General features: G+C 64.2%; 19 protein-coding genes, 1 tRNA gene and 1 other RNA gene. 10 read left to right on the top strand and 11 right to left on the bottom strand.

From position 1 onward, the window contains the following. The first annotated feature begins 133 nt into the window (after positions 1-133). Complete coding sequence (locus tag ACLRGI_RS01880) at positions 134-739, top strand: TetR/AcrR family transcriptional regulator (RefSeq protein WP_419200027.1); 606 nt, start codon at positions 134-136, stop codon at positions 737-739. Positions 740-811: 72 nt separating this feature from the next. On the opposite strand, the gene ACLRGI_RS01875 is transcribed toward ACLRGI_RS01880, so the two are convergent. Together ACLRGI_RS01875 and ACLRGI_RS01870 are read right to left on the bottom strand one after the other, a co-directional pair. Then, positions 812-2,158 (bottom strand): aspartate kinase, encoded by a 1,347-nt coding sequence (locus ACLRGI_RS01875; protein WP_026005424.1) that lies wholly within the window; start codon positions 2,156-2,158, stop codon positions 812-814. Between the two features lie 160 nt (positions 2,159-2,318). Further along, positions 2,319-2,837 carry a DUF427 domain-containing protein gene (locus tag ACLRGI_RS01870; protein ID WP_419200026.1) on the bottom strand — a complete coding sequence of 173 codons (519 nt, stop codon included), beginning with the start codon at positions 2,835-2,837 and terminating at the stop codon, positions 2,319-2,321. A gap of 63 nt (positions 2,838-2,900) precedes the next feature. Here ACLRGI_RS01870 and ACLRGI_RS01865 point away from each other — a divergent pair, with 63 nt between their 5' ends. After that, positions 2,901-3,980 carry a hypothetical protein gene (locus ACLRGI_RS01865; protein ID WP_419200025.1) on the top strand — a complete coding sequence of 360 codons (1,080 nt, stop codon included), beginning with the start codon at positions 2,901-2,903 and terminating at the stop codon, positions 3,978-3,980. Positions 3,981-4,013: 33 nt separating this feature from the next. Here ACLRGI_RS01865 and recR read toward each other — a convergent pair whose 3' ends face one another. The 4 genes from recR to ACLRGI_RS01845 form a co-directional block, all read right to left on the bottom strand. Continuing rightward, a complete protein-coding gene (gene recR / locus ACLRGI_RS01860) occupies positions 4,014-4,613 on the bottom strand; it encodes a recombination mediator RecR (RefSeq protein ID WP_026541824.1) in 600 nt (199 codons plus the stop codon). 33 nt (positions 4,614-4,646) lie between these two features. Beyond that, the gene (locus tag ACLRGI_RS01855) at positions 4,647-7,856 is read right to left on the bottom strand and encodes a DNA polymerase III subunit gamma and tau (protein ID WP_419200024.1); all 3,210 of its coding nucleotides are present in this window, start codon (positions 7,854-7,856) and stop codon (positions 4,647-4,649) included. A 34-nt stretch (positions 7,857-7,890) separates the two neighbouring features. After that, positions 7,891-7,987, bottom strand: an RNA gene (ffs, locus tag ACLRGI_RS01850) — signal recognition particle sRNA small type. A gap of 89 nt (positions 7,988-8,076) precedes the next feature. Further along, positions 8,077-8,400, bottom strand: a complete 324-nt coding sequence (locus tag ACLRGI_RS01845; RefSeq protein ID WP_419200023.1) for a YqfO family protein — start codon at positions 8,398-8,400, stop codon at positions 8,077-8,079. Positions 8,401-8,704: 304 nt separating this feature from the next. Between ACLRGI_RS01845 and ACLRGI_RS01840 the strand changes: the two genes are divergently transcribed. Then, a tRNA-Ser gene (locus ACLRGI_RS01840) sits at positions 8,705-8,789 on the top strand. A gap of 46 nt (positions 8,790-8,835) precedes the next feature. Here the strand turns inward: ACLRGI_RS01840 and ACLRGI_RS01835 are convergent. Further along, positions 8,836-9,765, bottom strand: coding sequence for a LysR family transcriptional regulator (locus tag ACLRGI_RS01835; RefSeq protein WP_419200022.1), 930 nt, complete (start codon positions 9,763-9,765; stop codon positions 8,836-8,838). Positions 9,766-9,888: 123 nt separating this feature from the next. Here ACLRGI_RS01835 and ACLRGI_RS01830 point away from each other — a divergent pair, with 123 nt between their 5' ends. After that, a complete protein-coding gene (locus tag ACLRGI_RS01830; protein ID WP_419200021.1) occupies positions 9,889-13,362 on the top strand; it encodes a bifunctional proline dehydrogenase/L-glutamate gamma-semialdehyde dehydrogenase in 3,474 nt (1,157 codons plus the stop codon). Between the two features lie 108 nt (positions 13,363-13,470). On the opposite strand, the gene ACLRGI_RS01825 is transcribed toward ACLRGI_RS01830, so the two are convergent. Beyond that, complete coding sequence (locus ACLRGI_RS01825; protein WP_419200020.1) at positions 13,471-14,394, bottom strand: oxygenase MpaB family protein; 924 nt, start codon at positions 14,392-14,394, stop codon at positions 13,471-13,473. A gap of 98 nt (positions 14,395-14,492) precedes the next feature. Next, a complete protein-coding gene (locus tag ACLRGI_RS01820) occupies positions 14,493-15,935 on the bottom strand; it encodes an MFS transporter (protein ID WP_419200019.1) in 1,443 nt (480 codons plus the stop codon). A 97-nt stretch (positions 15,936-16,032) separates the two neighbouring features. On the opposite strand from ACLRGI_RS01820, the gene ACLRGI_RS01815 reads away from it, so the two are divergent. The 4 genes from ACLRGI_RS01815 (at position 16,033) to ACLRGI_RS01800 (ending at position 19,854) form a co-directional block, all read left to right on the top strand. Then, complete coding sequence (locus ACLRGI_RS01815) at positions 16,033-16,428, top strand: MarR family winged helix-turn-helix transcriptional regulator (protein ID WP_419200018.1); 396 nt, start codon at positions 16,033-16,035, stop codon at positions 16,426-16,428. Between the two features lie 155 nt (positions 16,429-16,583). Continuing rightward, complete coding sequence (locus ACLRGI_RS01810) at positions 16,584-18,170, top strand: M23 family metallopeptidase (protein WP_419200017.1); 1,587 nt, start codon at positions 16,584-16,586, stop codon at positions 18,168-18,170. Between the two features lie 77 nt (positions 18,171-18,247). After that, the gene (locus ACLRGI_RS01805; RefSeq protein WP_419200016.1) at positions 18,248-18,730 is read left to right on the top strand and encodes a glutathione peroxidase; all 483 of its coding nucleotides are present in this window, start codon (positions 18,248-18,250) and stop codon (positions 18,728-18,730) included. A gap of 143 nt (positions 18,731-18,873) precedes the next feature. Then, the gene (locus ACLRGI_RS01800) at positions 18,874-19,854 is read left to right on the top strand and encodes a phosphodiesterase (RefSeq protein ID WP_419200015.1); all 981 of its coding nucleotides are present in this window, start codon (positions 18,874-18,876) and stop codon (positions 19,852-19,854) included. On the opposite strand, the gene ACLRGI_RS01795 is transcribed toward ACLRGI_RS01800, so the two are convergent. Next, a complete protein-coding gene (locus tag ACLRGI_RS01795) occupies positions 19,832-21,247 on the bottom strand; it encodes a stealth family protein (RefSeq protein WP_419200014.1) in 1,416 nt (471 codons plus the stop codon). The genes ACLRGI_RS01800 and ACLRGI_RS01795 overlap by 23 nt on opposite strands. A 208-nt stretch (positions 21,248-21,455) precedes the next feature. Next, positions 21,456-22,376, bottom strand: a complete 921-nt coding sequence (locus ACLRGI_RS01790; protein ID WP_419200013.1) for a Cof-type HAD-IIB family hydrolase — start codon at positions 22,374-22,376, stop codon at positions 21,456-21,458. 136 nt (positions 22,377-22,512) lie between these two features. Between ACLRGI_RS01790 and ACLRGI_RS01785 the strand changes: the two genes are divergently transcribed. Both ACLRGI_RS01785 and ACLRGI_RS01780 read left to right on the top strand, forming a co-directional pair. Further along, entirely contained in the window at positions 22,513-22,812 is a 300-nt protein-coding gene (locus ACLRGI_RS01785) for a type II toxin-antitoxin system VapB family antitoxin (protein WP_011773432.1), read from the top strand. Positions 22,813-22,834: 22 nt separating this feature from the next. Then, entirely contained in the window at positions 22,835-23,482 is a 648-nt protein-coding gene (locus ACLRGI_RS01780) for a LytR C-terminal domain-containing protein (protein ID WP_419200012.1), read from the top strand. Positions 23,483-23,498 lie beyond the last annotated feature (16 nt).

Raw genomic sequence — 23,498 nt, 5'->3', positions numbered from 1 at the left:
TGCCTCCTGATGAACGGTGACCCACCGTTGGGTCTTGAAGGAAGACTCTAGCGACAAAAATCTAGTGTGACTAGGTTTTGAGTAAAAATGTCGAGTGAAGCTCGATTTTTGACGGGTCAAATAGACTGAACGGATGTCAATTGCGAAGGCTCGTGGCCAGTACGCCAAGGGCGCCGAACGCCGCGAACAAATCATCCAAACGGCTACCGATGTCTTTGCCACGGAAGGGTTTGAAGGCACGGCCCTCAAACGCGTCGCCGAACTGGTGGGCGTCAAGGAAGCCACCCTGTTCCACTACTTCAGAGGCAAGCAGGAACTGCTGACTGCAGTCCTGGCTGAACGGGACAGGCGGTCGCTGGCGGTCGGTGGCGAATCCGAGGTGGGGTTGAGCCTCATGCCCGGCATCGCCGAGCGGAACCGCAACGAGCCCGGGCTGACCACTCTCTACGCGGTGGCCTCAGCAACAGCCAATGATCCCGTGCATGCTTCCCACAGCTACTTCAAAGAGCGCTATGAGACTGTGGTGCGGGACGTTGCCTTGGACATTGAGCGGCGACAGAAGGCAGGCGAGGTGCGGACCGACGTCGGGGCTGTGATGCTGGCACGGCTGACCGTGGCCGCTTTCGACGGGCTCCAGTTGCAGTGGCTCTACGACAAATCCGTGGATATGGCCGAAGGGCTGACGCAATTGGTTGACGTCCTGCTGGCACCGGGGCCGGGCAAGGCGCCTGAACAATAGCGAACTTGTGACTTAGCAGCGGAAGGACCGGAGCGGTGGCTCCGGTCCTTCCGCTGGTAAGGCTCGGTGACTCTAGCGGCCGGTGCCGCCATAGACGGTGGCCTCGGCGTCGCCGTCGAGCTCGAACGCATTGTGGATGGCGCGCACGGCGTCATCCAGGGCGTCGGCGCTGGTGACAACGGAGATGCGGATTTCCGAGGTGGAGATCATGTCGATGTTGATGCCGGCGTCGGAGAGGGCCTTGAAGAAGGTGGCCGAAACTCCGGGGTGCGAACGCATGCCCGCTCCGATGAGCGAGAGCTTGCCAACGTGCTCGTTGTATTCGATGCTCTCGAAGCCGATCTGACCTTCAGCAGCACGCAGGGCGGCAAGGGCGTCCGCGCCTTCGACGATGGGGAGGGTGAACGAAATGTCCGTACGGCCGGTGCCGTGGGTGGAGACGTTCTGGACGATCATGTCGATGTTCGAGTGCGCGTCTGCGATCACCTGGAAGATTGCAGCAGCCTTGCCGGGGATGTCCGGGACGCCTACCACTGTGACCTTGGCTTCGGACCGGTCGTGCGCAACGCCGGAGATGATTGGCTGCTCCAAGGCAACTCCCTCTTGAATAGTGAACTTTTCGTCGGCTCCGGGGATGACCCAGGTGCCTTCATTTTGGCTGAATGACGAGCGGACGTGCAGCGGCACACCGAAACGGCGAGCGTACTCCACACAACGCAGGTGCAGGATCTTAGCGCCGGACGCGGCCAATTCCAGCATCTCTTCGCTGGAGATACGGTCGATCTTCTGGGCGGAGCTCACAACGCGGGGGTCGGCCGTGTAGATGCCGTCCACGTCCGTGTAGATCTCGCAGACGTCTGCTTCAAGCGCTGCGGCCAAAGCAACAGCGGTGGTGTCCGAGCCGCCGCGGCCCAAGGTGGTGATCTCGTTGGTGCTGCGGCTCATGCCCTGGAAGCCTGCCACGATCGCAATATGTCCCTTGTCCAGGGCCGTGCGGATGCGGTGGGGGTCGACGTCGATAATCCTGGCCTTGCCGTGGATGCCGTCGGTGATCATGCCGGCCTGGGATCCGGTGAAGGACTGCGCGGAAGCGCCGAACTTGTTGATGGCCATCGCGAGCAAAGCCATGGAGATTCGCTCGCCCGCGGACAACAGCATGTCCATTTCGCGGGCGGGAGCTGAGTCCGTGACCTGGCTCGCCAAATCCAGGAGTTCGTCTGTGGTGTCACCCATCGCGGAGACAACAACCACAACCTCGTTGCCGGCCTTCTGCGCATCCACGACGCGCTGTGCGACCCGTTTGATGCCATCAGCATCGGCAACCGAGGAACCGCCGAACTTTTGAACGATCAGCTGCTTGGTAATGGCAGCCTCGTTGGAGAGCTCTTCGATCTTCACTTCGGTAGTGGGCATAGTCATGCGCGCACCCTCACTGCATCAATAGGGTTCGAACGCGGCAGCCAAATTCCAAATTTGAGCACGCCTGCGTAGCTTATTTGCCCAGTTTATCGCCGCGTGCAGGGCTGGTAGGAATTGTGACCACATAGCGGCCGCGTGGATTCATGATGGCTTGGCCGTGTCACCAGCCGGACGTACCCGGACCGCCCTTGAAGGGGCCGACTATTTGGCGGGTGATCCACCCGCCATAGAAGCCGCCCTGCTGGAAGGCCACCTGCTCGCCGTCCACCTCGCAGGAATCCATACGCTCCGGGTAGAGGGCAACGCGGCTGCTTAGGGCCTCGAAGCCTTGCGTCGGTTTGGGGTAGGTCCACCCGCCACGTTCAACAACCGTGCCGCCGGCTGTGATGGTGAAGTAGCTTGCTTCTCCCTTGAATTCACAGAAAGTGCTGCCTCCGACGGCAACCAGAACCCCCGCCGGGAAGGCGTCCAAAGGCAAGTAGTAGACAGGAGGATGGCTGGTCTCCAGAACACGCACTGAATCCGTGGTGTCCACGATCACCTGCCCGCCAAGCCGCACCACCACCCTTTCCAGGCGTGGTTCAATCCTCGGTGGACGCGGATAGTCCCACACCGATTCCTGGCCGGGGGCCGGCTTGGTGGGACGGGGGCGCCGAAAGACGCCGTGGGAAGGAACCATGCCTCCATGGTGCCACTCAAGCCCGCACCGGGCGTACCATCCAAGTCATGAGGACTGCGAGCGATGGCCGGCACTCCTGACCGCCCGGGAGGCACGGAACCGGGACCGAACGAGCCCGACTACGAAGTGATCGGCGGCGTGATCGACGATCAACCCTCCGGTTCGACCCACACCCAGCCGGGAGCCGGATCGCGGCCGCGAACGCGGGGAACCTTGCTGATGGCCGCCGGCGAGGCGTGGCAGGATGCGCGGACGTCTTTCGCTTCGTGGCAATTTTGGCTTTCCTGCGCAGTAGGTGTCGCGCTTGCCTGGGCAATGGCCGCAGCAATGGTTGCCTGGGGTGAATCCAATGGCTGGTTCCAGGCCAGTGTGGCAAGCGCTCTTTACCTCCTCATGGGGGCGTTCCTGGCGCTCACTGCCGCCGTGCTGGGAACCGTGTGGGGCTTCCGGCATTCCCAGGGGACCATTCCGGCTCTACTGCTGGCCGGAGCCCTGCGAGGGTTCGCATTGGCAGCGCTGGCGGGTGCCGTGTTGCTCATGGTGGGTATCAGCGTGGGCGGGCCTCCCGCGCTCGTGGCTGCCGCCGTCGTCGTGATTGTCCTTGAAGCTGCCATGTTCGGTCTGATCGGTACCGGTGCGCGGGCGTGCTTTGCCGCAGCGGCGCCCGGAAGGGCCCTGGCTGCCGTGGTGGTGGCTTTCCTCTGCCTAGGGAACGTGGCAATCACCGCCCTGCTGCTTCCCGGGACCACGGGAACGGATCAGGCCTCGGTGCCCGTCAATGTGGAGCGCGACGATTCCGGAAGGATCGTTGCTTACGAGTGCGTGGGGGATCTTCGCCCGGTTGAGGTTGCCCACACCGAACGCGTGGCCTGGCTCGCGGCAGCCAACCCGGCACTGATCCTCGGGAGCATCGGCGCAGATTTCGTGCCCCCGGACAACGACCTGGGCTGGGTGCTGGCGGGAGTGCAATGGGCAGCCGACGGGCCCTCCCGCGACGTACCGTGCCTCGGCGGGGAATCAAGCGAAGGCCTGGCCCCGTCGCTGCCTATCGGGATAACCGGCCTGGCGCTTCAGGCGCTGGCGGCCGCGCTGGTACTTGTCCCGGGGCGTTGGCTGACGGCGCGGAGGGCGCGGTCCTCCTGATGTTCCTGCGCCGTCATGCCAGCTCGTGCCCTGTTAGAGCAGTGCGTTGCGCCTGCCCTCGAAGGCCCTGCCCAGCGTGACTTCATCGGCGTACTCAAGGTCCCCGCCCACGGGCAGGCCCGAGGCCAGCCGGGTCACAGCGATACCGATCGACTTGAGCATCCTGGCCAAGTACGTTGCCGTAGCTTCGCCCTCAAGGTTGGGGTCGGTGGCGATGATGATTTCCTGGATGGCGCCGTCGTTCAGGCGGGTGAGGAGTTCACGGATCCGCAACTGCTCCGGGCCGATGCCCGCAATGGGATTAATGGCACCGCCCAGCACGTGGTAACGGCCCCGGAAGGACCGGGTGCGCTCGACGGCAAGGACATCCTTGGACTCCTCAACGACGCAGATGACGGAGGGATCACGTCGCGGATCGCGGCAGATGTTGCACGTCTCCTGCTCGGTCACGTTGAAGCAAACGGAGCAGAACTTCACGCGTTCCTTCACCGTGGTGATCGCCGTAACCAGGCGCTTCATGTCCTCGGGATCCGCCTCGAGGATGTGGAACGCCAGGCGCTGGGCTGATTTGGGGCCCACACCGGGAAGCCGGCCGAGCTCGTCAATCAGCTCTTGAACTGCACCTTCGTACACAATGTCCTCGTTCGTTTGAAATCAATGCTGGAGTCAGCGGGTTTGCAGAGGAGAACCGTCCAAGGCGCGCTCTTCGATCAGCTTTCCGCCCAGAATACGCTCCACTGCGGCCCGCCCAAAGACCCGTGATTCCTCGATGGTTTCATCCTCCGGGCTGGGGATATCCTCCGTCACGGCGGCGGGCGCAGCCTGGGTTCGCGTGGGTGCCTGGACCCGCCCGGCTTGGGCTTCGGGGCTGTTGGTCAAGCGCTGATACAGGCTCTGACGGCCGTTGGGATTGCCCGACGGCGCGTCCTCCTCGAGCGTCGCAACCGAACCGTGCGCTTCCTCAGGCTGCGTCACCAGGGACGGCCACACCGCGGGAGCGTTACTCGCCGCTGGAGCGCCGCTGCTTGCTTGGGCGGGCATGGATTGCGTTGCGGGCCAGCTCGACGCCGGTGCGACGTCCCAGCTGGAACTTGGGCTCTGCTCCGCGTTGGTTGGGTGGCCATACGCAGTTGTGCGCGACTCCGGAACCTGCGCTGCTGCCGGTTCGTAGTCAGGAGTATCCGTAGGCTGTTCGCTTACTTCGGGTGCCTGTGAATGCTGTTTGCCCACGTTCGATTCCGTGCCCACAACCCAGGTGCCGGGTGCTTGTTCCACAGCCCTTGACCAGGGGTCGTCGGAGGACGCCGCTACCTTACTGGCCGCGGGTGTTGAGGGGGTAACTGCGGGTGCTGTGGGGGTGGCTACGGGTGCGGAGGCGGTGGCTACGGGTGTTGAGGGGGTAGCTGCGGGTGCTGTGGGGCTGGCTGCCGGTGCCGCGCTTTGGCGGCCGTAACCGGATGGGGGTTCCCAGTCCGCCGGGGGCTCTTCATCCAAGGGAGGGGCGTCCTCGTCGAGCGGGGGACCCCAGTCGTCATCAGGGTAGGAGTAGTCGCCACTGGATTCTGCGGCCGGAGTCGAAGCAACCGCTGGTGCAGGGGCAGGCTGCCAGGGAGTTGCCGGCTGGGTTGGTGCTGCCGCAGGCGCAGCTACCGGCGTTGTGGGCGCTGTTGATGATGGGGCTGGTGCTGCCGCCGGCGCGGGCCTCTCAGGTGGAGTGGATTCCGGCTGCACTGCGTTTGCCGGTGACGCCGGGGCAAGACCCCAAGCGGAGTCGACAGCTGAAACCGCCGTTGGTGCAGGAGCGGTTTCCTGGGACGACGAAGCAGCCGGAGTGGATACGGGACCGGCTGGCGACGAAGCAGCCGGAGTTTCCCGGCTAGTAGGCGCTTTTGGGTTTGGCTCAGAGCTCGCTGAGCTGTTGGCGCCAGAGATTGCCACAATCTGGCAGTCGATGCCGATGGTCTTGTGGATCGCCTGACGAAGGTTCTCCGAGTGGTCCGCACGGCCGAACGCTCCAGCCAGGCCACCGGTGGTGAACGCGAGGGTCAGCACCTGGCCGTCGAACTGGGCAACCTGAGCGTTGGGCTCCACCAGGGCCCACGTGCTGCGCTTGATCTTGGTCAGCGTCTGCAGCACATCCGGCCAAGCGCGGCGCAATGCTTCCACGTCGCCGCTGCCACCTGAAGCAGGAAGTGCTCCTGTCGGAGCCGGCTGGGGAGCCGGCGACTGCGGAGCAGCTTGCGCCGGTGCTGCTTGGGGAGCAGCTTGCGACGGTGCTGCCTGGGGTGGGGCTTGAGCTGGTGGTGCTGCTTGGGATGGTGCCGGCGTCGAGGCGCGAACAGGCTCGGGCTTCGAGGTTGGTGCCTGCCCGTGATGTGCCGGGGCAGGGACAGCTTCAGTTGCAGCAGCCGGTTGTGTTGCAGCGTTCGGCTGTGCGCGGCCTGAAGCAGGACGGTCTTCGACAGGCCAATCGTTGGTGGACACCCGTGGTGCTGTGATGGCGTCCCCCGCCCCGGCCTCAGGGGCTGGCACTGGTGCGGCAGGTGCCGGTGCAGATGCAGGAGCCGGCTGGGAAGCGGCCGGCTTGACGGGAGTTGGTGCGGCGGGCGCGGAGGCGGGGGCCTCCGCAGGCTGGACTGCAGGCGCAGCGACCGGCGAAGCAGCAGCAGGTGGGGCGGCAGTAACAGTCGGAGTGCCGGCGTCGCCCGCGTAATTCAGGCGACGTTCCACGCGGTCGATGCGTGCCGCGATACCCCGCTCGGTTTGCTCGGCGCTGGGCAGCAGGATGCGTGCGCAGAGCAGTTCAAGGTGCAGGCGGGGCGAGGTGGCGCCCGTCATTTCGGTGAGCGCAGTGTTGGTGACGTCCGCGGCCCGGGACAGTTCCGCGGCGCCCAAGTTGGTTGCCTGGTTGCGCATCCGGGCGATCTGGTCGGCCGGCATGCCGCGAAGGATCGCCTGGGCGCTCTCCGGCATGGCCTGGACGATGATGAGGTCGCGGAAACGCTCCAGCAGGTCCTCAACGAAACGCCGGGGGTCGTGACCGGTTTGGATGACGCGGTCCACGGCTTTGAAGACCACGGCGGCGTCGGAGGCGGCGACGGCGTCCACGATGTCGTCCAGCAAGGAAGCGTGTGTGTAGCCGAGCAGCGCGACTGCGAGCTCGTAGTCCAAGCCGTTGGGGCCGGCGCCGGCCATGAGTTGATCCAGGACCGAGAGAGTGTCCCGGACTGAGCCGCCACCTGCGCGGATGACCAACGACAGCACACCAGGGGCAACCGGAACGTTCTCCTGCTGGCAGAGCAGCTCGAGGTATTGCATGAGAGGCTCGGGCGGCACCAGCCGGAAGGGGTAGTGGTGAGTACGGGAGCGGATGGTGCCAATGACCTTGTCCGGCTCCGTGGTGGCGAAGATGAACTTGATGTGTTCCGGGGGCTCTTCCACGATCTTGAGGAGCGCGTTGAAGCCGGCCGACGTGACCATGTGGGCTTCGTCAATGATGAAAATCTTGTAGCGGTCCCGGACCGGTGCGAAGGTTGCGCGTTCACGGAGATCACGGGCGTCGTCAACGCCACCGTGGCTGGCGGCGTCGATCTCGATGACATCCAGCGAGCCGGAGCCGCCGCGGGCCAGCTCGATGCAACTGGGGCACTTGCCGCAGGGCGTGTCCGTGGGGCCTTCGGCGCAGTTCAGGCAGCGGGCAAGGATGCGCGCTGATGTGGTCTTGCCACAACCGCGGGGGCCGGAGAAGAGGTAGGCGTGGTTCACGCGATTCTTGCGGAGCGCCGTCATCAGCGGCTCCGTGACGTGTTCCTGCCCGATAACGTCCGCGAAAGAGTCCGGGCGATACCTTCGATACAGGGCAGTTGTAACAGTCACAAGTGAAACCTACCTATAGGGACTGACAGTTAAAGTAAGTGACCCCTCATGCACCCGCCAGAGCCCATCTACCCTTGCTACCTTCCGGTCCTGGGGGAGTTCAACAGGATGACGCCACATGAGGGGCCGTCGACAAGCTTACCCGAACTTGGGTTGGGGTTCGAATCGGCTCGAAGGGCTGTGGATAAGGCTCGACGGCGGGTGGTTGGGTTGCGCGAAATCACCGCCAGCCATTCACCGGCCACGTCATGAAAGCCGGCTCCTCGTAAGGGTGCGCGGCCCGCAAAGCCCGCACGACGTCGTCGAGCGCGTCCTCCTCAACAACGCACTCAACCCGGGTTTCGGGCACCTGCTCCTCGATCCCCACCTCACCAACAAACGGGCGTGCTCCGGGCAGCGGCGTGTAGCGGCCGGTGCCTGGTGAGGTGAACGAGCAGTGGGAGTAGTCGCCGATCCGCCCGGCACCTGCGTCACCGATGGCCAGGAGGACCTCCTCGATATGCGTCTCCGGAACGTAGACAACCAAGGCATGCAGCTGCGTCATGAGGACATCCTGTCAATAAACTTCGGCTACAAACAGGTCTCAACCATTGCAAATCCGGACACCGCGGCGGACCATGGGTATGTACACCGATTGGGGCAATCTCAAGATTGTGAGCTGCGGGGCCTGGGGGCGAGGGGCCGGACCCGGTAGCTCAACGATGTACCGCAAGAATGGGCGCGTTGGGGGCGTCCATTTTTCCGTTAAGCAGCAGTTCGCCAAGCCTGTCCAAGGGTGCCATTTCAGGCCGATTACACGATGCTGAAATTCTCAGGTACAGTAGTATCTGCTTTCGAATCGGAAGCAAGGAGAATTCGCCTAGCGGCCTATGGCGCACGCCTGGAACGCGTGTTGGGTTAACGCCCTCGGGGGTTCAAATCCCCCATTCTCCGCGGTTGGCCCCAGTCCTTGGACTGGGGCCTTTTGCGTTCCCGGACGCTAGTTGGCGTCCGCCTGGTGCTCCGCATCCTGTTGCTGCGCTTCGGCTACGCGCTCCAGTACTTCGCGGCATGCTGCGGTGGCGGGGTGGATGCGGCCGGCCGTCCGGGTGGACGTGAACACGGTCCGCTTCGGAAGGCCCGGGAGGTCCAGGAGTTGGACCGTTCGGGTGCGTCCGGTCCACACGAGGTCCGGCATGAGGGCCACAGCGTTGCCCGACTCAATGAGCCGGATCTGGGCTTGGAGGTCGGCTGTTTCGTATCGCACGTCAGGCTCAAAACCCGCGGAGCGGCACGCCTGCTCGGCCCAATGCCTGGAAGCTGCGCCGCGCGGTTCCATGACCCACGGCATGGAGGCGGTGTCTGCCAGGGAGGAGACGGTTTCGCCGCCCAGGCCCACCGGGGGAGTGGCCAATCGGATGGCGTCGCTGGTGAGGATCACGCGGTCCAGGCCGCTGTGGTGTGGAGCTGCGTGGCCGGGATACTGCTCGGCCACCACCAGGTCGAAGTCGCGGGCCCAGGTTTCATAAAGCGCGGTCTCGGGTTCGCGCTGGGTCATCTCCACCCGCACCTCGGGATACTCCTGGCGCATGATGCTGAGGAAGTCCGGAAGCAAGGCCAGTGCGGCGGACTGGAAGACGGCGAGCCGGACGGTTCCGGTGACCATGGACAGTGATGCTGCGAGTTCAGTTTCGGCGCGCTCCAAGGTCTCCAATAGTGCCGCGGTGTGCGCCACGAGGATCTCCGCCTGTGGGGTCAGCTGCACGCGGCGCCCCGCCTTGCGCAGCAGTTCAACTCCTGCTTCCTTCTCCAGCAACGTCAGCTGCTGGGACACCGATGAAGGGCTGTACTGCATCGCATCGGCCACCTCGGCAAGGGTTCCGCGGATCTTCAATTCGTGCAGCAAACGCAGCCTGCGGACGTCCAGCAAGGCGGCCTCCAAAGGTTCGGGATGGGTAATGAATATTCGTCAGAAAAGATCGCTTTTCCTAACGTGATTGTAGATCCATACTGATGGAAACGAACAAATTTCTCCGCCCCAAAAGGAGCCCTCATGACCAGCACCATCCCGGATGCCACTGCCCCGAGCACCCAGGATTCCGGACAGTTCGACGCTTTGGCTCAGGAAGCGATCACCTTGGTCCGCCACTGGCTTACCGAAGCCGGCAAGATCCCCGTGGATGTGTCCGCGCAGCGCCTCGCAGGCGTGTTGAAGGACCCGAACGGCCTGGACTTCACCGTGGGGTTCGTGGACGGCGTCATCCGCCCGGAGGACCTGTCGGTGGCTGGCCGTAAACTTGCCGAGCTCGCCCCCAAGGTGCCCAAGTTCCTCCCTTGGTACATGCGCAGCGCTGTCCGCGTTGGCGGCGTCATGGCTCCGATCCTCCCGCAGGTAGTCATCCCGATCGCCCGCCGGGTGCTCCGCGAAATGGTGGGCCACCTGATTGTGGACGCCACCGATGCCAAGCTCGGCCCCGCCATTGCCAAGATCCGCCAGGACGGCGTGCACCTGAACGTGAACCTCCTCGGCGAAGCAGTCCTGGGTGAGCACGAAGCGCAGCGCCGCTTGGATGGAACGCTGAAGCTCCTTGCCCGCGATGACGTGGACTACGTCTCCATCAAGGAGTCCTCCACCGTGGCACCGCACTCCCCATGGGCCTTCGACGAAGCCGTGGACCACGTGGTGGAGAAGCTCACCCCGCTGTACCGCCTTGCAGCGTCCTTCCCCAAGCCCAAGTTCATCAACCTGGACATGGAGGAATACAAGGACCTCAGCATGACCATCGCGGTGTTCAAGCGCATCCTGGACATGCCCGAGTTCAAGAACCTCGAGGCCGGCATCGTCCTCCAGGCCTACCTCCCGGACGCCCTCGGCGCCATGCAGGAGCTGCAGGAATGGGCCTCCGCCCGCCGTGCCCAGGGCGGCGCACCCATCAAGGTCCGTGTGGTCAAGGGCGCCAACCTTCCCATGGAGCAGGTTGAGGCCTCCCTGCACGACTGGCCGCTGGCTACCTGGGGCAGCAAGCAGGACTCCGACACCAGCTACAAGAACGTCATCAATTACGCCCTCACGCCGGAGCGCATCGACGCCGTCCGCATCGGCGTCGCCGGGCACAACCTGTTTGATGTCGCCTTCGCATGGCTGCTCGCCAAGCAGCGTGGCATTGCGCAGCAGGGACCGAAAGCCATTGAGTTCGAGATGCTCCTGGGCATGGCAACCGGCCAGGCCACCGCAGTGCGCAAGGATGTCGGCAGCCTCCTGCTCTACACACCCGTAGTGCACCCGGGCGAGTTCGACGTCGCCATCGCCTACCTGATCCGCCGCCTAGAAGAAGGCGCCAGCCAGGAAAACTTCATGTCGGCGGTCTTCGAGCTCAGCGAAAACGAGGCCCTGTTCGATCGCGAACAAGGGCGTTTCCTGAACTCCCTGGCCCGCATGTCGGACGAGGTTCCCGGCCCCAACCGCCAGCAGGACCGCCGTCTCCCGGCCGAGCCGGCACCACTGGAGGGCTTCAGTAACACCCCGGACACCGACCCCGCACTTCCGGCCAACCGGGCCTGGGGCCGCGACATCCTCAAGCGCATTCCCGGCTCCACCGCGGGCAATAGGGTCGTCGAATCCACCAAGGTTTCCGACGCCGCCGAACTGGACCGCATCATCGCCACCGCCGTAGATCACGGCAAGGCTTGGGGTGACCGCCCGGCAGCCGAGCGCGCAGCGATCCTGCACCGCGCCGGCGACATCCTTGAGGCGCGTCGCGCTGAGCTCCTTGAGGTCATGGCATCCGAAACCGGAAAGACCATCGACCAGGGCGACCCCGAGGTCAGCGAAGCAATCGACTTCGCGCACTACTACGCAGAGCGCGCCAAGGACCTTGAAACGGTCGACGGCGCCACGTTCGTCCCAGCCAACCTCACCGTTGTGACCCCGCCGTGGAACTTCCCGGTGGCGATTCCCGCAGGCTCGACGCTCGCAGCGCTCGCCTCAGGTTCCGCCGTCGTGATCAAGCCTGCAAAGCAGGCCCGCCGCTCCGGTTCGGTCATGGTGGATGCACTCTGGGAAGCCGGCGTGCCGCGTGAAGTGCTGGCCCTCGTGCAGATCGAAGAACGCGAGCTTGGGACCCAGCTGGTCTCGCACCCGAGCGTTGACCGCGTGATCCTCACCGGTGGCTACGAAACCGCCGAGCTGTTCCGTTCCTTCCGCCAGGACCTGCCGCTGCTCGCGGAAACGTCCGGCAAGAACGCCATCATCGTGACCCCCAGTGCGGACCTGGACCTGGCCGCCAAGGACGTCGTTTACTCGGCATTCGGCCACGCAGGCCAGAAGTGCTCGGCTGCCTCCCTGGTGATCCTGGTGGGTTCGGTTGCCAAGAGCGCCCGCTTCCACAACCAGCTGATCGACGCTGCCCGGTCCCTGACCGTCGGCTACCCGGAGGACGCCACCACGCAGATGGGGCCGATCATCGAACCGGCCAACGGCAAGCTCCTGAACGCCCTCACCACCTTGGGCGACGGCGAGACCTGGGCCATCAAGCCCGAGCGCCTCGATGAGACCGGCCGCCTGTGGTCCCCGGGCATCCGTTCGGGCGTCAAGCGTGGCTCCTACTTCCACCTCACCGAGTTCTTCGGCCCGGTCCTGGGTGTCATGACCGCAGAAACCCTCGAAGAAGCCATCGCCATCCAGAACGAGATCGAGTATGGCCTCACTGCCGGCCTGCACTCACTGGACTCCACCGAAATGGGTGTTTGGCTGGACACCATCCAGGCCGGAAACCTCTACGTCAACCGCGGCATCACCGGTGCGATCGTGCAGCGCCAGCCGTTCGGTGGATGGAAGAAGTCGGCCGTTGGCGCCGGAACCAAGGCCGGTGGACCGAACTACCTGATCGGCCTGGGCAGCTGGCTCCCCGCCGAGGCCAAGGCCAAGCGCGGTACGGTGCTTCAGGGTGCCGCCGCGCAGATTCTCTCTGCTGCAGAGTCGGCGGACGTGTCCGCTGAAGAACTGCAGACCCTGAAGCAGTCACTCTTCAGCGACGCAGCGGCCTGGGAATCGGAGTTCGGTACCCGCAAGGACGTCTCCGCGCTGTCCGCCGAGCGCAACGTCTTCCGCTACCGCTCCCACCCGGTCACCATCCGTCTCTCCGAAGGTGAGCGGCTCGCTGAGCTGCTCCGCGTGGTGGCGGCCGGCGCAGTGGCGGGTTCGGCCCTCAAGGTGAGCTCCGCCGTCGTGCTTCCCGACGCCGTGGTGAGCGTGTTCGCGAACTTGGGCGTCAGCGTCCGGATCGAGGACGACGCCGCGTGGCTGGCCCGTGCGGCCGCGTTCGACGCCGGCCGGATCCGCCTGATCGGTGGCGACTTTGCCTCGCTGAGCGCAGCAATGGGTGGCCGCCCGGACGTCGCGGTTTACCACGGTGCTGTGACCCAGGCCGGCCGCATTGAGATGCTGCCGTTCCTCCGCGAGCAGGCTGTGTCCATCACAGCCCACCGCTTCGGCACCCCGAACCACCTGTCGGACCACCTGATCTAGACCCTTGCGCCGAGGGGTGAGCTCTCGGCCGAAAGCACGTGCCAAAAGGTTGAGATCTCACCCCTCGGCGCGCCGTCCCATGGTGGGCGTGCGCCGAGGGGTGCGCGATCAAGCCTCCGCGTAGCCGAGCCTCTGCAACCTCCGCCGGGCAGCCTGCTCGCTGGGCCCGTGGGAGCCCAGGGCAAAGCGGACCATGCCAAGCACGGCCCGGGCAGCAGTGATCACGGGCAACGGAACCGGACCAATCCCGGCTCGGCGAATACCCAGCATTTCCCGGTACTTGGGCTCGAGGCTTGCCACCGCGGCCGCGAAGAGGATGGCGTACCCGGGTTTGAGGAGCGGGCTCAGGGGCGGATAACGAATGAACCACACCGTCTCGGCGAGGCGCTTATCAGCCCGGAGGGCCCCGGAGGCGTACCAATGCTCAAGTTCATCGCGGACCTGGGCCTCCGATAGCGGCGGGTCCTCGACGCCCATGAGCCGACCGGCCGCTGCCCATTCGCGAACGTAGGCATCCGGCCCGCCGGGGATGGGCCGGCCCCAGATGCGGTTGGCGGTAATGAAGGAGTCCGCGTAAGTGACGTGGACCCAGCGGAGGAGTTCGGGATCGTTCGCTGCGTACTCGCGCACTACTCCGTTGCCGTCCACATACGTTCCCCGGACACGCTCGTGGATTTTGCGTACACGGGCGGTGGCAGCTTCGGCAGCCTCAGTGGAACCGTACGTCACCGTGAAAATCCACCGGACGGTATTGGCCAGCCGTCCGAGCGGGTCTTTCTGGAAACCGGAGTGCTCGTAAACCCCGGCCAGAGCACCGGGATGCAGGGCCTGCATCAGCAGCACCCTGATCCCGGCAACAATAGTGGCCACATGGCCGTGCACAGCCCACACCGCCGACCCCGGAAGGTGATATCCGGCGTCGTTCCCCTCGGCCAGGCGCGGCACCCACTCCGGAGGCGTGCCAGACGTTCCCGTGAAGGTGCGCTGCAGTTCGTGCCTGTACTCCGTGAGGTAATTCCTCATGCATCCCATGAGACCTCGCAATCGGGCCCGTGTACAGGGGAGATTTTGTACAGATAATGCCCTTAAGGCGGACGCATAAGGGCATTATCTGTACAAGAACGCGGGCGTCAGGAGCGGACGCGCCTCCGGGATGGCGCTGCTGCCACCAGCAGTGCGGCGATGGCGACGGCGGCGCTCAGGATCAGTCCCGGCCGGTACTGTTCCAGCATGGCTTGCGCGCTGACGGTTCCAGCGGCTTGGCCGTGACTGCTGACCAACGCAGTGGTGACCGCCAAAACCAGGGCCGCTCCCACTTGGGTGCTGGTCTGGATCAAGCCAGCGGCCAGCCCCTGTTCAGAATCTTTGATGCCAGCGGTGGCCTGGACGTTGATGGACGGGAAGGCCAGCGCGAAACCGATGCCCAGCAGGACAACCGACGGCAGGATGTCCAGCAGGTAGTTGGGTGAAGTGCCTACCCTGAGGAACAGGACGTAGCCCAGTCCCATCGCAGTAAGCCCGGCCAGAATCAGCTGCGTTGCGCCGAACTTCTCAATGAGCCGGTCCGCGAACGGCGCGCTGGAGGCCACCAACAAGCCGGCCGGCAGTAATGCCAACGCCATTCCCAGCGGCGTCCAGCCCAGCACGGACTGCAGGTACATGGTGACGATGAACTGGAAGCTGAGGTAGGAGCCGAACAGTCCCACCGCGCTGAGATTGGCCCTGGCCACCCACCCTTCCTTCAGGATGCTGAAGCGGATCAGCGGATGCTTGACCTTGTTCTCGATCACCGCGAAGGCTGCCAGCACGGCGACGGAAACTGCGAATCCGGCGATTGTTGCCACAGATCCCCAGCCCCGCTCCGGAGCTGAAACCAAGGTGTACACCAGGCCGAGCATGCCCAATGCGAGGGTCACGGCGCCCCAGATATCGTGCCCGCTGTCTTCCACCGAAGGCTTGTCCTTGGGAATGAACTTCATGCCCAGGAGGACAACCACCACGGCGATCGGCACCGAGACCAGGAACGTCCAACGCCAGCTCAGGCTGGTCATCAGGCCGCCCACCACCAGGCCCAACGAGAAACCGCTGGCGCCGAACGTGGTGAAGATGGACAACGCTTTGTTGCGCTCGCGGCCCTCGGCAAAGTTGGTGGTGATGATGGAGAACCCGGTGGGTGCGGTGAACGCGGCCGCCAGTCCCTTGATGAACCGCGTGGCGATCAGGATGGCGGGGTCGTCCACCAGCCCGCCCAGCAGCGATGCCGAGGCGAATACCGTCAACGCAATGAGGAAGATTCGACGGCGGCCCAACAGGTCGGCGAGCCGGCCGCCAAGGAGCAGGAGGCTCCCGTAGCCCAGCACGTAGGCGGAAACGATCCACTGCAGGGAATCGGTTCCAAGGTTGAGTTCCTGTCCGATGGACGGCAGGGCAACACCGACCATGGAAACGTCCAACCCGTCCAAGGCCAGGACGGTGCACACAACCATGAGCAGCAACCACTGGGCGCGCGTCCAGTGAACGGCTGAGACCAAAGGCGGCTCAGTTGAGGTTTTGAGGGTGGTGGGTGATGTCATGGTTTTGAATGTACATGACGCGTCATTCAATGACAAGGAATATGATGCGGAATATTATGACGTGGATTCCAACGCCGTCATGAACTAGAATCAGGGCATGGCAACGACGCGTGACCGTCAACTGCATGACCGCCAATTGGTTGAGCAGTGGCGCAGCATCCAGAACTCCTACTTCCGTACCGCAGGAGCGATCGACCGCGCCCTCGAAGCCAAATTCGACATTGGCCTCAACGAGTTCGAGATCCTGGACCTCGTTGCTGAAAGCGAAGAATCGGCATGCCGGATGAAGGCCCTGGGGGAGCGCACCCCCATGACCCAGAGCGCTGTCTCAAAAGTGGTGGATCGGCTGGAAAAAGCCGGCCTTGTGTCCCGTGAAACGTGCGCAGACGATCGCCGTTCCCTCTTCCTGGAACTGACCGAGGCGGGCCGCGCACTCCACTCCAGTGCCGCCGTCGAACACCGTGCCTTGCTGAAGGAAAACCTGGGCTCTTAGCCTCCCAAAACGAAGCTCAAGATTCTTGAGCCAAAACTGAGCCAACCTTTCGCCGGATGGCACCCGGGAAGCCTTTATTTCTCCTGTGATTCCCGCAACAATGGTGCTTGCACGCCAGGCTGGGGTTTGGTGCCGCTGGCTTTGGGGAGTGTTTTGTGGGCAAGCATCATGAATCAGACCGGGCAGTAGAACTGATCCGCACCGTAGGCTTCCATCGCGTCCTGATCGCGGGTAGCCTGGCCGTCCTGGCTTTCTTCGCGTTTGGATTCCAACCCTTGAATTCAGTGGCCAGCAGCTCTGTTGGCAGAGCACTGGCGCAGGGCGAGGTGGAACCAACGGCTCCGGGCACCTTGGTGCCACCGGAAGCCGAGACCCTGGTGATCGACTCCATGCCCGAGCCCCCACAACAAGACCCTGGCGAACCTATGGTCTACTTTGACCGCGCCATGGTGCGCACGGTCAGTAAGGACGGGTCAACCGGCCTTACCGTTGCCTCCGCCGGCCTGTCCCGCCCACCGGCAGGCAGTCTCTACTCGCCGCTGGAGGTCCTCAATAAGAGTTCGTCCTACGGCTATCGTTACAGCCCATTGACAGGCCTGGCGGGAGAATTTCACTGGGGCCAGGACTACGCTGCCTCTTGTGGCACACGGGTCTACGCCGCCGACGCCGGTGTGGTGAAGGCTGCCGGATGGCATCCATGGGGCGGCGGCAACCGTGTTGAGATCGAGCACGGTAACGGCCTGGTCACCACCTACAACCACCTCCAGTCAATCGGAGTCACGCCAGGCCAATCGGTGCGTGCCGGCGAGGTCATCGCAGGCGTTGGCACCACCGGCTGGTCCACGGGCTGCCACCTCCACTTCGAGACTATTCGCAATGGTCTCCATACCGACCCCGGCAACTGGACGCTGATGCCCATCCGACAGGTTGATCCGCTGCAGGCTATCGCCATGGTGAATTACCAACCCGGCGTGGGCACCGGCACTTCGGCAAACCCGCAATGGACCGTCCCGGTATCGGATGGCAGCAACCGGGCCGTCATTGGCGGACAGCAGGAATATGATGAACCGCTTCCTGTCCCACCCCCCGCTCCCTCCGGCACTGCCCCGCCCGGCACCACTCCTCCGGCCACCACTACGCCGAGCAACCCTGGCGGGACGCAGACCACGCCGCCTACAGCCACTCCGCCTGCCACCACGACGCCGGGTCAAACCACGACGCCCACGCCCTCACCGTCCGTGACGGTAACGCCGACGCCGACACCCACTCCGACACCCACTCCGACGCCGACGACCACTCCGACTCCGACAGGCACCTCAACGCCGCCGCCGTCCACCAGCGTCCCGGAAACCAGCGCCCCGGAAACCAATACCGTTCCGCCGACGCTGACAACGGAGCCGGTGGCGCCGAGCCTCCAATCGGCTATCGCTCCGCCGCCGGCAGCTGTTGAACCAGCGCCGCTCGCGCCGGCAGTGGTGGAGCCGGCCCCAGCTCCGGTAATAGTTGAACCGGCACCGGTTGTGGTTGCTCCCGCCCCTGCGCTTACCCAGGCCGTTGTTCCTGTGGCACCGCCCGTCCCTGCGCCTCCGGTGGCGCCCGCGCCTGCGCCGGTCGCTGTCCTTACGACCGCGCTCCCGGTAGTAGTGCTTCCGCCCGGATACATCCTGATCGCCCCGGACCTGGTCCAGGGGCCGGATGGCGTGATAGTGCCGTTGGCCTCGCTCATCCTTCCCACGCCCTAGGTTTCGCGGCCTAAGCCAGCTCCCGTAAGCTCGATGGCGGCAAACCCGCCAGACGACGTCGTCAGGAAGCGAATCCCATGACCAGCCTGTACAGCATTCCCCTCACCTTCAACGATGGCACCGAAGCTGACTTCGGGCGGTTCGAGGGGAAAGCGGTCCTGGTGGTAAACGTTGCTTCTGAGTGCGGCTACACGCGCCAGTACGCGGGCCTGGAAGAGTTGTACGGCAAGTATCGCGCGCAGGGTCTGGAAATCCTCGGCGTGCCCTGCAACCAATTCGGCGGGCAGGAGCCCGGCGCCGACCATGAGATCGCCGAGTTTTGCGAGCGGAATTTCGGCGTGTCCTTCCCGCTGACCAGCAAAGCCAACGTCCTTGGTAAGCAGCAACATCCCCTGTTCGCGGAGCTGGCCCGGGATGAGGGCGGGCAGCCGGCCAAGGTGAAATGGAACTTCGAGAAGTTCGTCATAAACCGCGGGGGCGAACTCGTGGCAAGGTTCCCATCCGCAGTGGAGCCTGACTCCGAAGTCCTTATGAAAGCAGTGGAAGAAGCACTGGCATAAAGCCAGCAAAACCGGAAGAGAGGAAAGTAATTTTCCAACATTCCGCCGGAAGTTAGCCAGATGTTGGCTTGTTGTCTGGTTGGATTGGAACTACTGGATTGACACGGGAGGCGCCGTCTCCCACCAAACGCTAAGGCGGAGCTATGGAGCTCATCGAGGCCGAACACCCCAAACCAGGTCATGTGCTTTTGCACCTGAGCGACCTCCACTTGGTGGGTGGTCCGGGCACGCTTCACGGCTCGGTGGACAGCGCAGCAAGGCTTCAGGAGATCTGCGGGCAAATCGTTGCCTCGAGGATCAGGCCCGAGGCCATCATTTTCACCGGGGACCTTGCGGACAAGGGTGAGCTGGAAGCCTACAAGCAACTTCGCGAAATGATTGAGCCTCTGTGTGCCTCGCTGGGAGCCAAAGCGATCTGGGCCATGGGTAACCACGACAACCGCGCGAACTTCCGTTCAGCCTTCGCCGACGCCTCGGCGGCCAGCAAGCCACAGGACCCCGTGGACCGCAGCTACTTTGTCAACGGTCTCCGCATCATCACCCTGGACACCACGGTCCCCGGCCATCACCATGGAGAGCTGTCAGAATCCCAGCTGGAGTGGCTGGCGTCTGAACTGGCCACGCCGGCACCGGACGGCACCATCCTCGCCTTGCACCACCCGCCCGTCCCGTGCGTGCAGGACCTCGCCGTATTGGTGGAGCTGCGCGGCCAAGCCGCACTGGCCGCCGTCGTTCGTAACACGGACGTCCGCACCATCCTGGGTGGCCACCTGCACTACTCCACGACGGCGAGCTTCGCCGGCATCCCGGTATCGGTCGCCTCAGCTACCTGTTACACCCAGGACCTGGCGGTGAGGGCCGGCGGGCAGCGCGGGCGCGACGGAGCGCAGTCGTACAACATGATCCACGTCTACGAGCATACGATCGTGCACTCAGTGGTGCCGATGTCCGGTGGCGTCACTGTTGGCGAGCCCTTGGATGCAGCCGAGGTCCAGCGACGACTGGCGGCCGCAGGCATCCGCATTCCGCACGAGTCCCGGGTGGGGGCCCACACATCACCGGGCACGCACACCTCGTCGCTCCCGCTGGTGTCTCCCGGCGCTACTTCTCCCAGGGTGCCTTGACCGGGAAGTACTTCTCCAGGAAGTCCGTCACCAGGTCGGCCCGTTCGTTGGCCTCCACCTCGGGGAAGCTGCCGTCATTCAGGCAGAAGAAGTCCATGTGCCGCTTGGCCAGCAGCTTGGGCAGGTAGTGCAGGCCGGCCCACATGGTGGAGTCCACGTACCTGACCTTGGCGCTCGTCTGCGTGACGGCCCGGCCGGTGAGCAGGGCGTAGTAGTGGTAGAAGGAGTTGGTCACGGAGATGTTGTCGGCAGCCCGGAACCGGCTGCCGGCGGTCTTTGCGAACTCCGCCGGGAACTCCTTCTCCATTTGGGCAACCACGCTGCGGCGCAGCGGCGCCGCGGTGTGCTCAAGGTGCCGGGTGGTGATCCGGCCGAAGCGCTCCCACAGCAGCTTGCGGTTCACGCGGGCTGCGTTCTCAAAGCCGCTGCGTTCGGCGTCATTCTCGCCCAACCCAATGCGGGTGTCGGCTTCGATGAACTTAGTGATTCCACCGGGCGTGAAGAACATGTCAGGGCCCACGGGACGGCCAAAGAACATGTCGTCATTGGAGTACAGGAAGTGCTCTGAGAGGCCCTCGATGTGGTGCAGTTGGCACTCCACGGCCTGCGAATTATGAGTGGGGAGCACGGAGGGATCGGCGAAGAACTCTTCGCTGCGCACAATGGTCACCGACGGGTGGTCGGCCAGCCATTCCGGCGCGGGGGAATCGGTGGCGATGAAGATCCGCCGGATCCACGGTGCGAACATGTGCACCGATCGCAGCGCGTACTTCAGCTCGTTGATCTGGCGGAAGCGTGCCTCATGGTCGTCGCCTTCGCCGAGGACAGCCCCGGCCTGCTGTGCACGCCTCCTGGCGATGTACTCGGGGTCGCTGCCATCCACCCATGAGAAAACGATGTCGATGTCGAAATCGATGTCGCTGGCGTGATCCGCGAACATGTTCTCGATGGTGGGCCAGGACAGGCCGTGGCGCTGAACCGTGCCGCGTACCGCGTCCTGGCGCAGCATGGTGCGGCGGGTGAGGGAATTCTCCACCGGGAGTTCCAAGTGATCGCCCTCGAACCGCCACAGCTCAAGCTGCACGCCCAAGGCCGGGCCGTACCAGAGCCCGCCGCCGATCTCGACGCGCGGACGGTACAAGCGGAAAATCCGGGCCTTCCGGTTTGCGGACAGCTCACCGTCCGCAACCAGCACCGAGGTCTTCTTCTTGGCGTCCACTGTCATGGAATAGAAGGGCTCATTGCGGAAGGCGGTGACCAGTGCCCGGCGCACGTCCTTGCGCGATTCCCAATCAACGGCGATAACGGGCCGCTCATCATTTCCGCGCACCAGGATGAAATCGATACCAGCAGCGTCCAGGGCAGCCCTGACGGCCAGAAGATCGGACACCATGGCCTGTTGGGGGGTGAGGTCGCCGTTGACCAGGGCGTACCGCCCACGGTGACGGACGACGTCGGACCTGTGCTTAAGATGCGCGACAACGGCAGGCGAGATCGCCTCAGCAATCGTGTCCTCTTCAATGGACGGGCTGCCGTGGTAAATCGGATCGACCTGTGCTTGTGTGATGGCTGTATCTCCGGGATCGTTGGGGTGCGGGGGACTAAATTGACAGGGCGTCGCGCCAGCTGCGGAGGAAAGCGCCGCCGGCGTCGTCGTGGATCACGTCATCGGCCAATTCAAGGTCGGCTGCCGTCAAGATGGTGTAAGGCTTCACCGGTACGCCGTCTGCGGGCCGGACGTCAACGTGCTTCACATCGTGATCGTTGTGGTGAAGCCAGTCTGCCATGGCGTAGTCCGTGCGGGAATCACCCACCGTCCGCCAGGAGAGCGGGGTAATGCCTTGGGCCGCCAGGAGCTCCACCGCGCGGCTGGCTCCGAGGTCCTTGCCCAAGCGGACGGATTCGATGTCCGTGGAGATGATGGTGGGGTCCAGGCGGTAGTCCGCGGTGTCATCGGACCCCGGTGCGTGGTGGTCCAGGATGGCTGCGTTGAGGCCGTGCCGTCCCATGATGTCCAGGGCATCGGCGTCGAAGAGTTTCTGTTCGGCCAGGTAGTCCTCGCTGGCCACGTCCAAGTGCTGCTCCACCGAAACCATGGCGCGCTTGGTCTCATCGAAGAACATGTGTGCCGAGTAATCCTCTGCGACGAGCCTGCGGATATCGTCGCCGTACGCTCTGGGCACAGCGAGTTCGTGGTCCACGTGGATAGGACCAGGGCCTTCGGCCGTGTAACTGAACCACACGGCGCCCTTCTCGCAGATGGCGTGAATGACAGTGTCCGCCGGCATTCCCGCAGCAATCATGGGTTCCATGACTTGTTCGCTGATGAACGCGTCCGAGCGGCCCGTGTTGAAAATGACGGGGATCCCCGCCGAGGCCAGGGCCACCATGTCCGCGATGATGTCCGGCTTGACGTCGCGCGTCACAGGGCTGGCGATAGGGCCATCGACATCCAGCAGCAACGCCAACGCGGGCGTGGCGCGGGCAGCGGTCCGGTCAGTACCTTGGAGCGGTTGAGTCATGCCCCCATTCTGTCAGTCCCGGAGGTTCCCTTCACAGCTGTGACGCGCGACGACGGTTAGTCACCTTTTGGCTACAACCTGCCTGTGCCGCGGGTCACAAGTTCCGTTAGCGTGGCATCTTCCATAGGCTTGCAGGGTGATCTTCAAAGCTGTGGGCGAGGGACGCCCGTACCCTGACCATGGATACTCTGCGCCGCGGGACTGGGCTGCCCTGCCCCCGCGTCCTATCCGCCTCGATGAACTCGTTACCACCAAACGGACCCTGGATCTGGAGGCGCTCTTGGCTGAGGACTCAACCTTCTTCGGTGATTTGTTCCCGCACGTCGTCCAATACCAAGGCGTCATGTACCTCGAGGACGGGCTTCACAGAGCCGTCCGCACGGCACTTCACCAGAGGACGGCCATTCATGCACGCGTATTGGTAATCGATGGCTAGCAAGCGAAGGCGTCCCAAAGATGTGACGCAGCTTCACGGCCATCACGTGGTGACAGGGCCGGAGCTTCGGGCCACCTTTGCCGAGGACGCCCAGGCGCACAAAGGCCGCTTCCGGCGGCGGCTCTTCCACGGAATCGTCCTGGTCCTGCTGGTCGGCATCATAGCGGCAGGAGCCGTGGGCGCCTGGGCGATCATGAATGGGGTCGTCAAGGTTCCCAGCGCAATCGCGAGCAAGGCCCCCACCGGCCTCTGCCCCAGCACCAGCTTCGATTACGTGCCCAACGAAACCGTGACCCTCAATGTTTTCAATGCGACCTCCCGTGGAGGGCTCGCGGGCACGGTGGCAGAGGAATTCACGGCCCGCGGCTACAAAGTTGCCTCTGTAGACAATAAAGACACCGCATACTCGGGCATTGGCGTGGTGGTCTCCGGAGCCAAGGGCCAAGCCGCGGCGTTCAACGTCCAGCGGAACCTGGCTGGAACCGACTACTTCGAGGACAACCGCGAGGACGAGTCCGTGGACGTCATCCTGACGCCCGGCTTCGAAGGCCTGGTGGAACCCGGACTGGTGGACCAGACCCCGGGCACCCTGCAGTGTCCTCGCGAGGACCTGAGGATTGCGGACAACTCCAAGTGGCCCATCATCCCCACGCTTCCAGCGGGGCAGTGACTACCCGGCGGCAGTG

This window comes from Paenarthrobacter sp. PPS72 (assembly GCF_048537125.1).
In the GTDB taxonomy this organism is placed as follows: Bacteria; Actinomycetota; Actinomycetes; order Actinomycetales; family Micrococcaceae; genus Arthrobacter; species Arthrobacter nitroguajacolicus_E.
The sequence above is the reverse complement of the archived record's forward strand: the minus strand, read 5'-3'. Positions and strand labels throughout refer to the sequence as shown.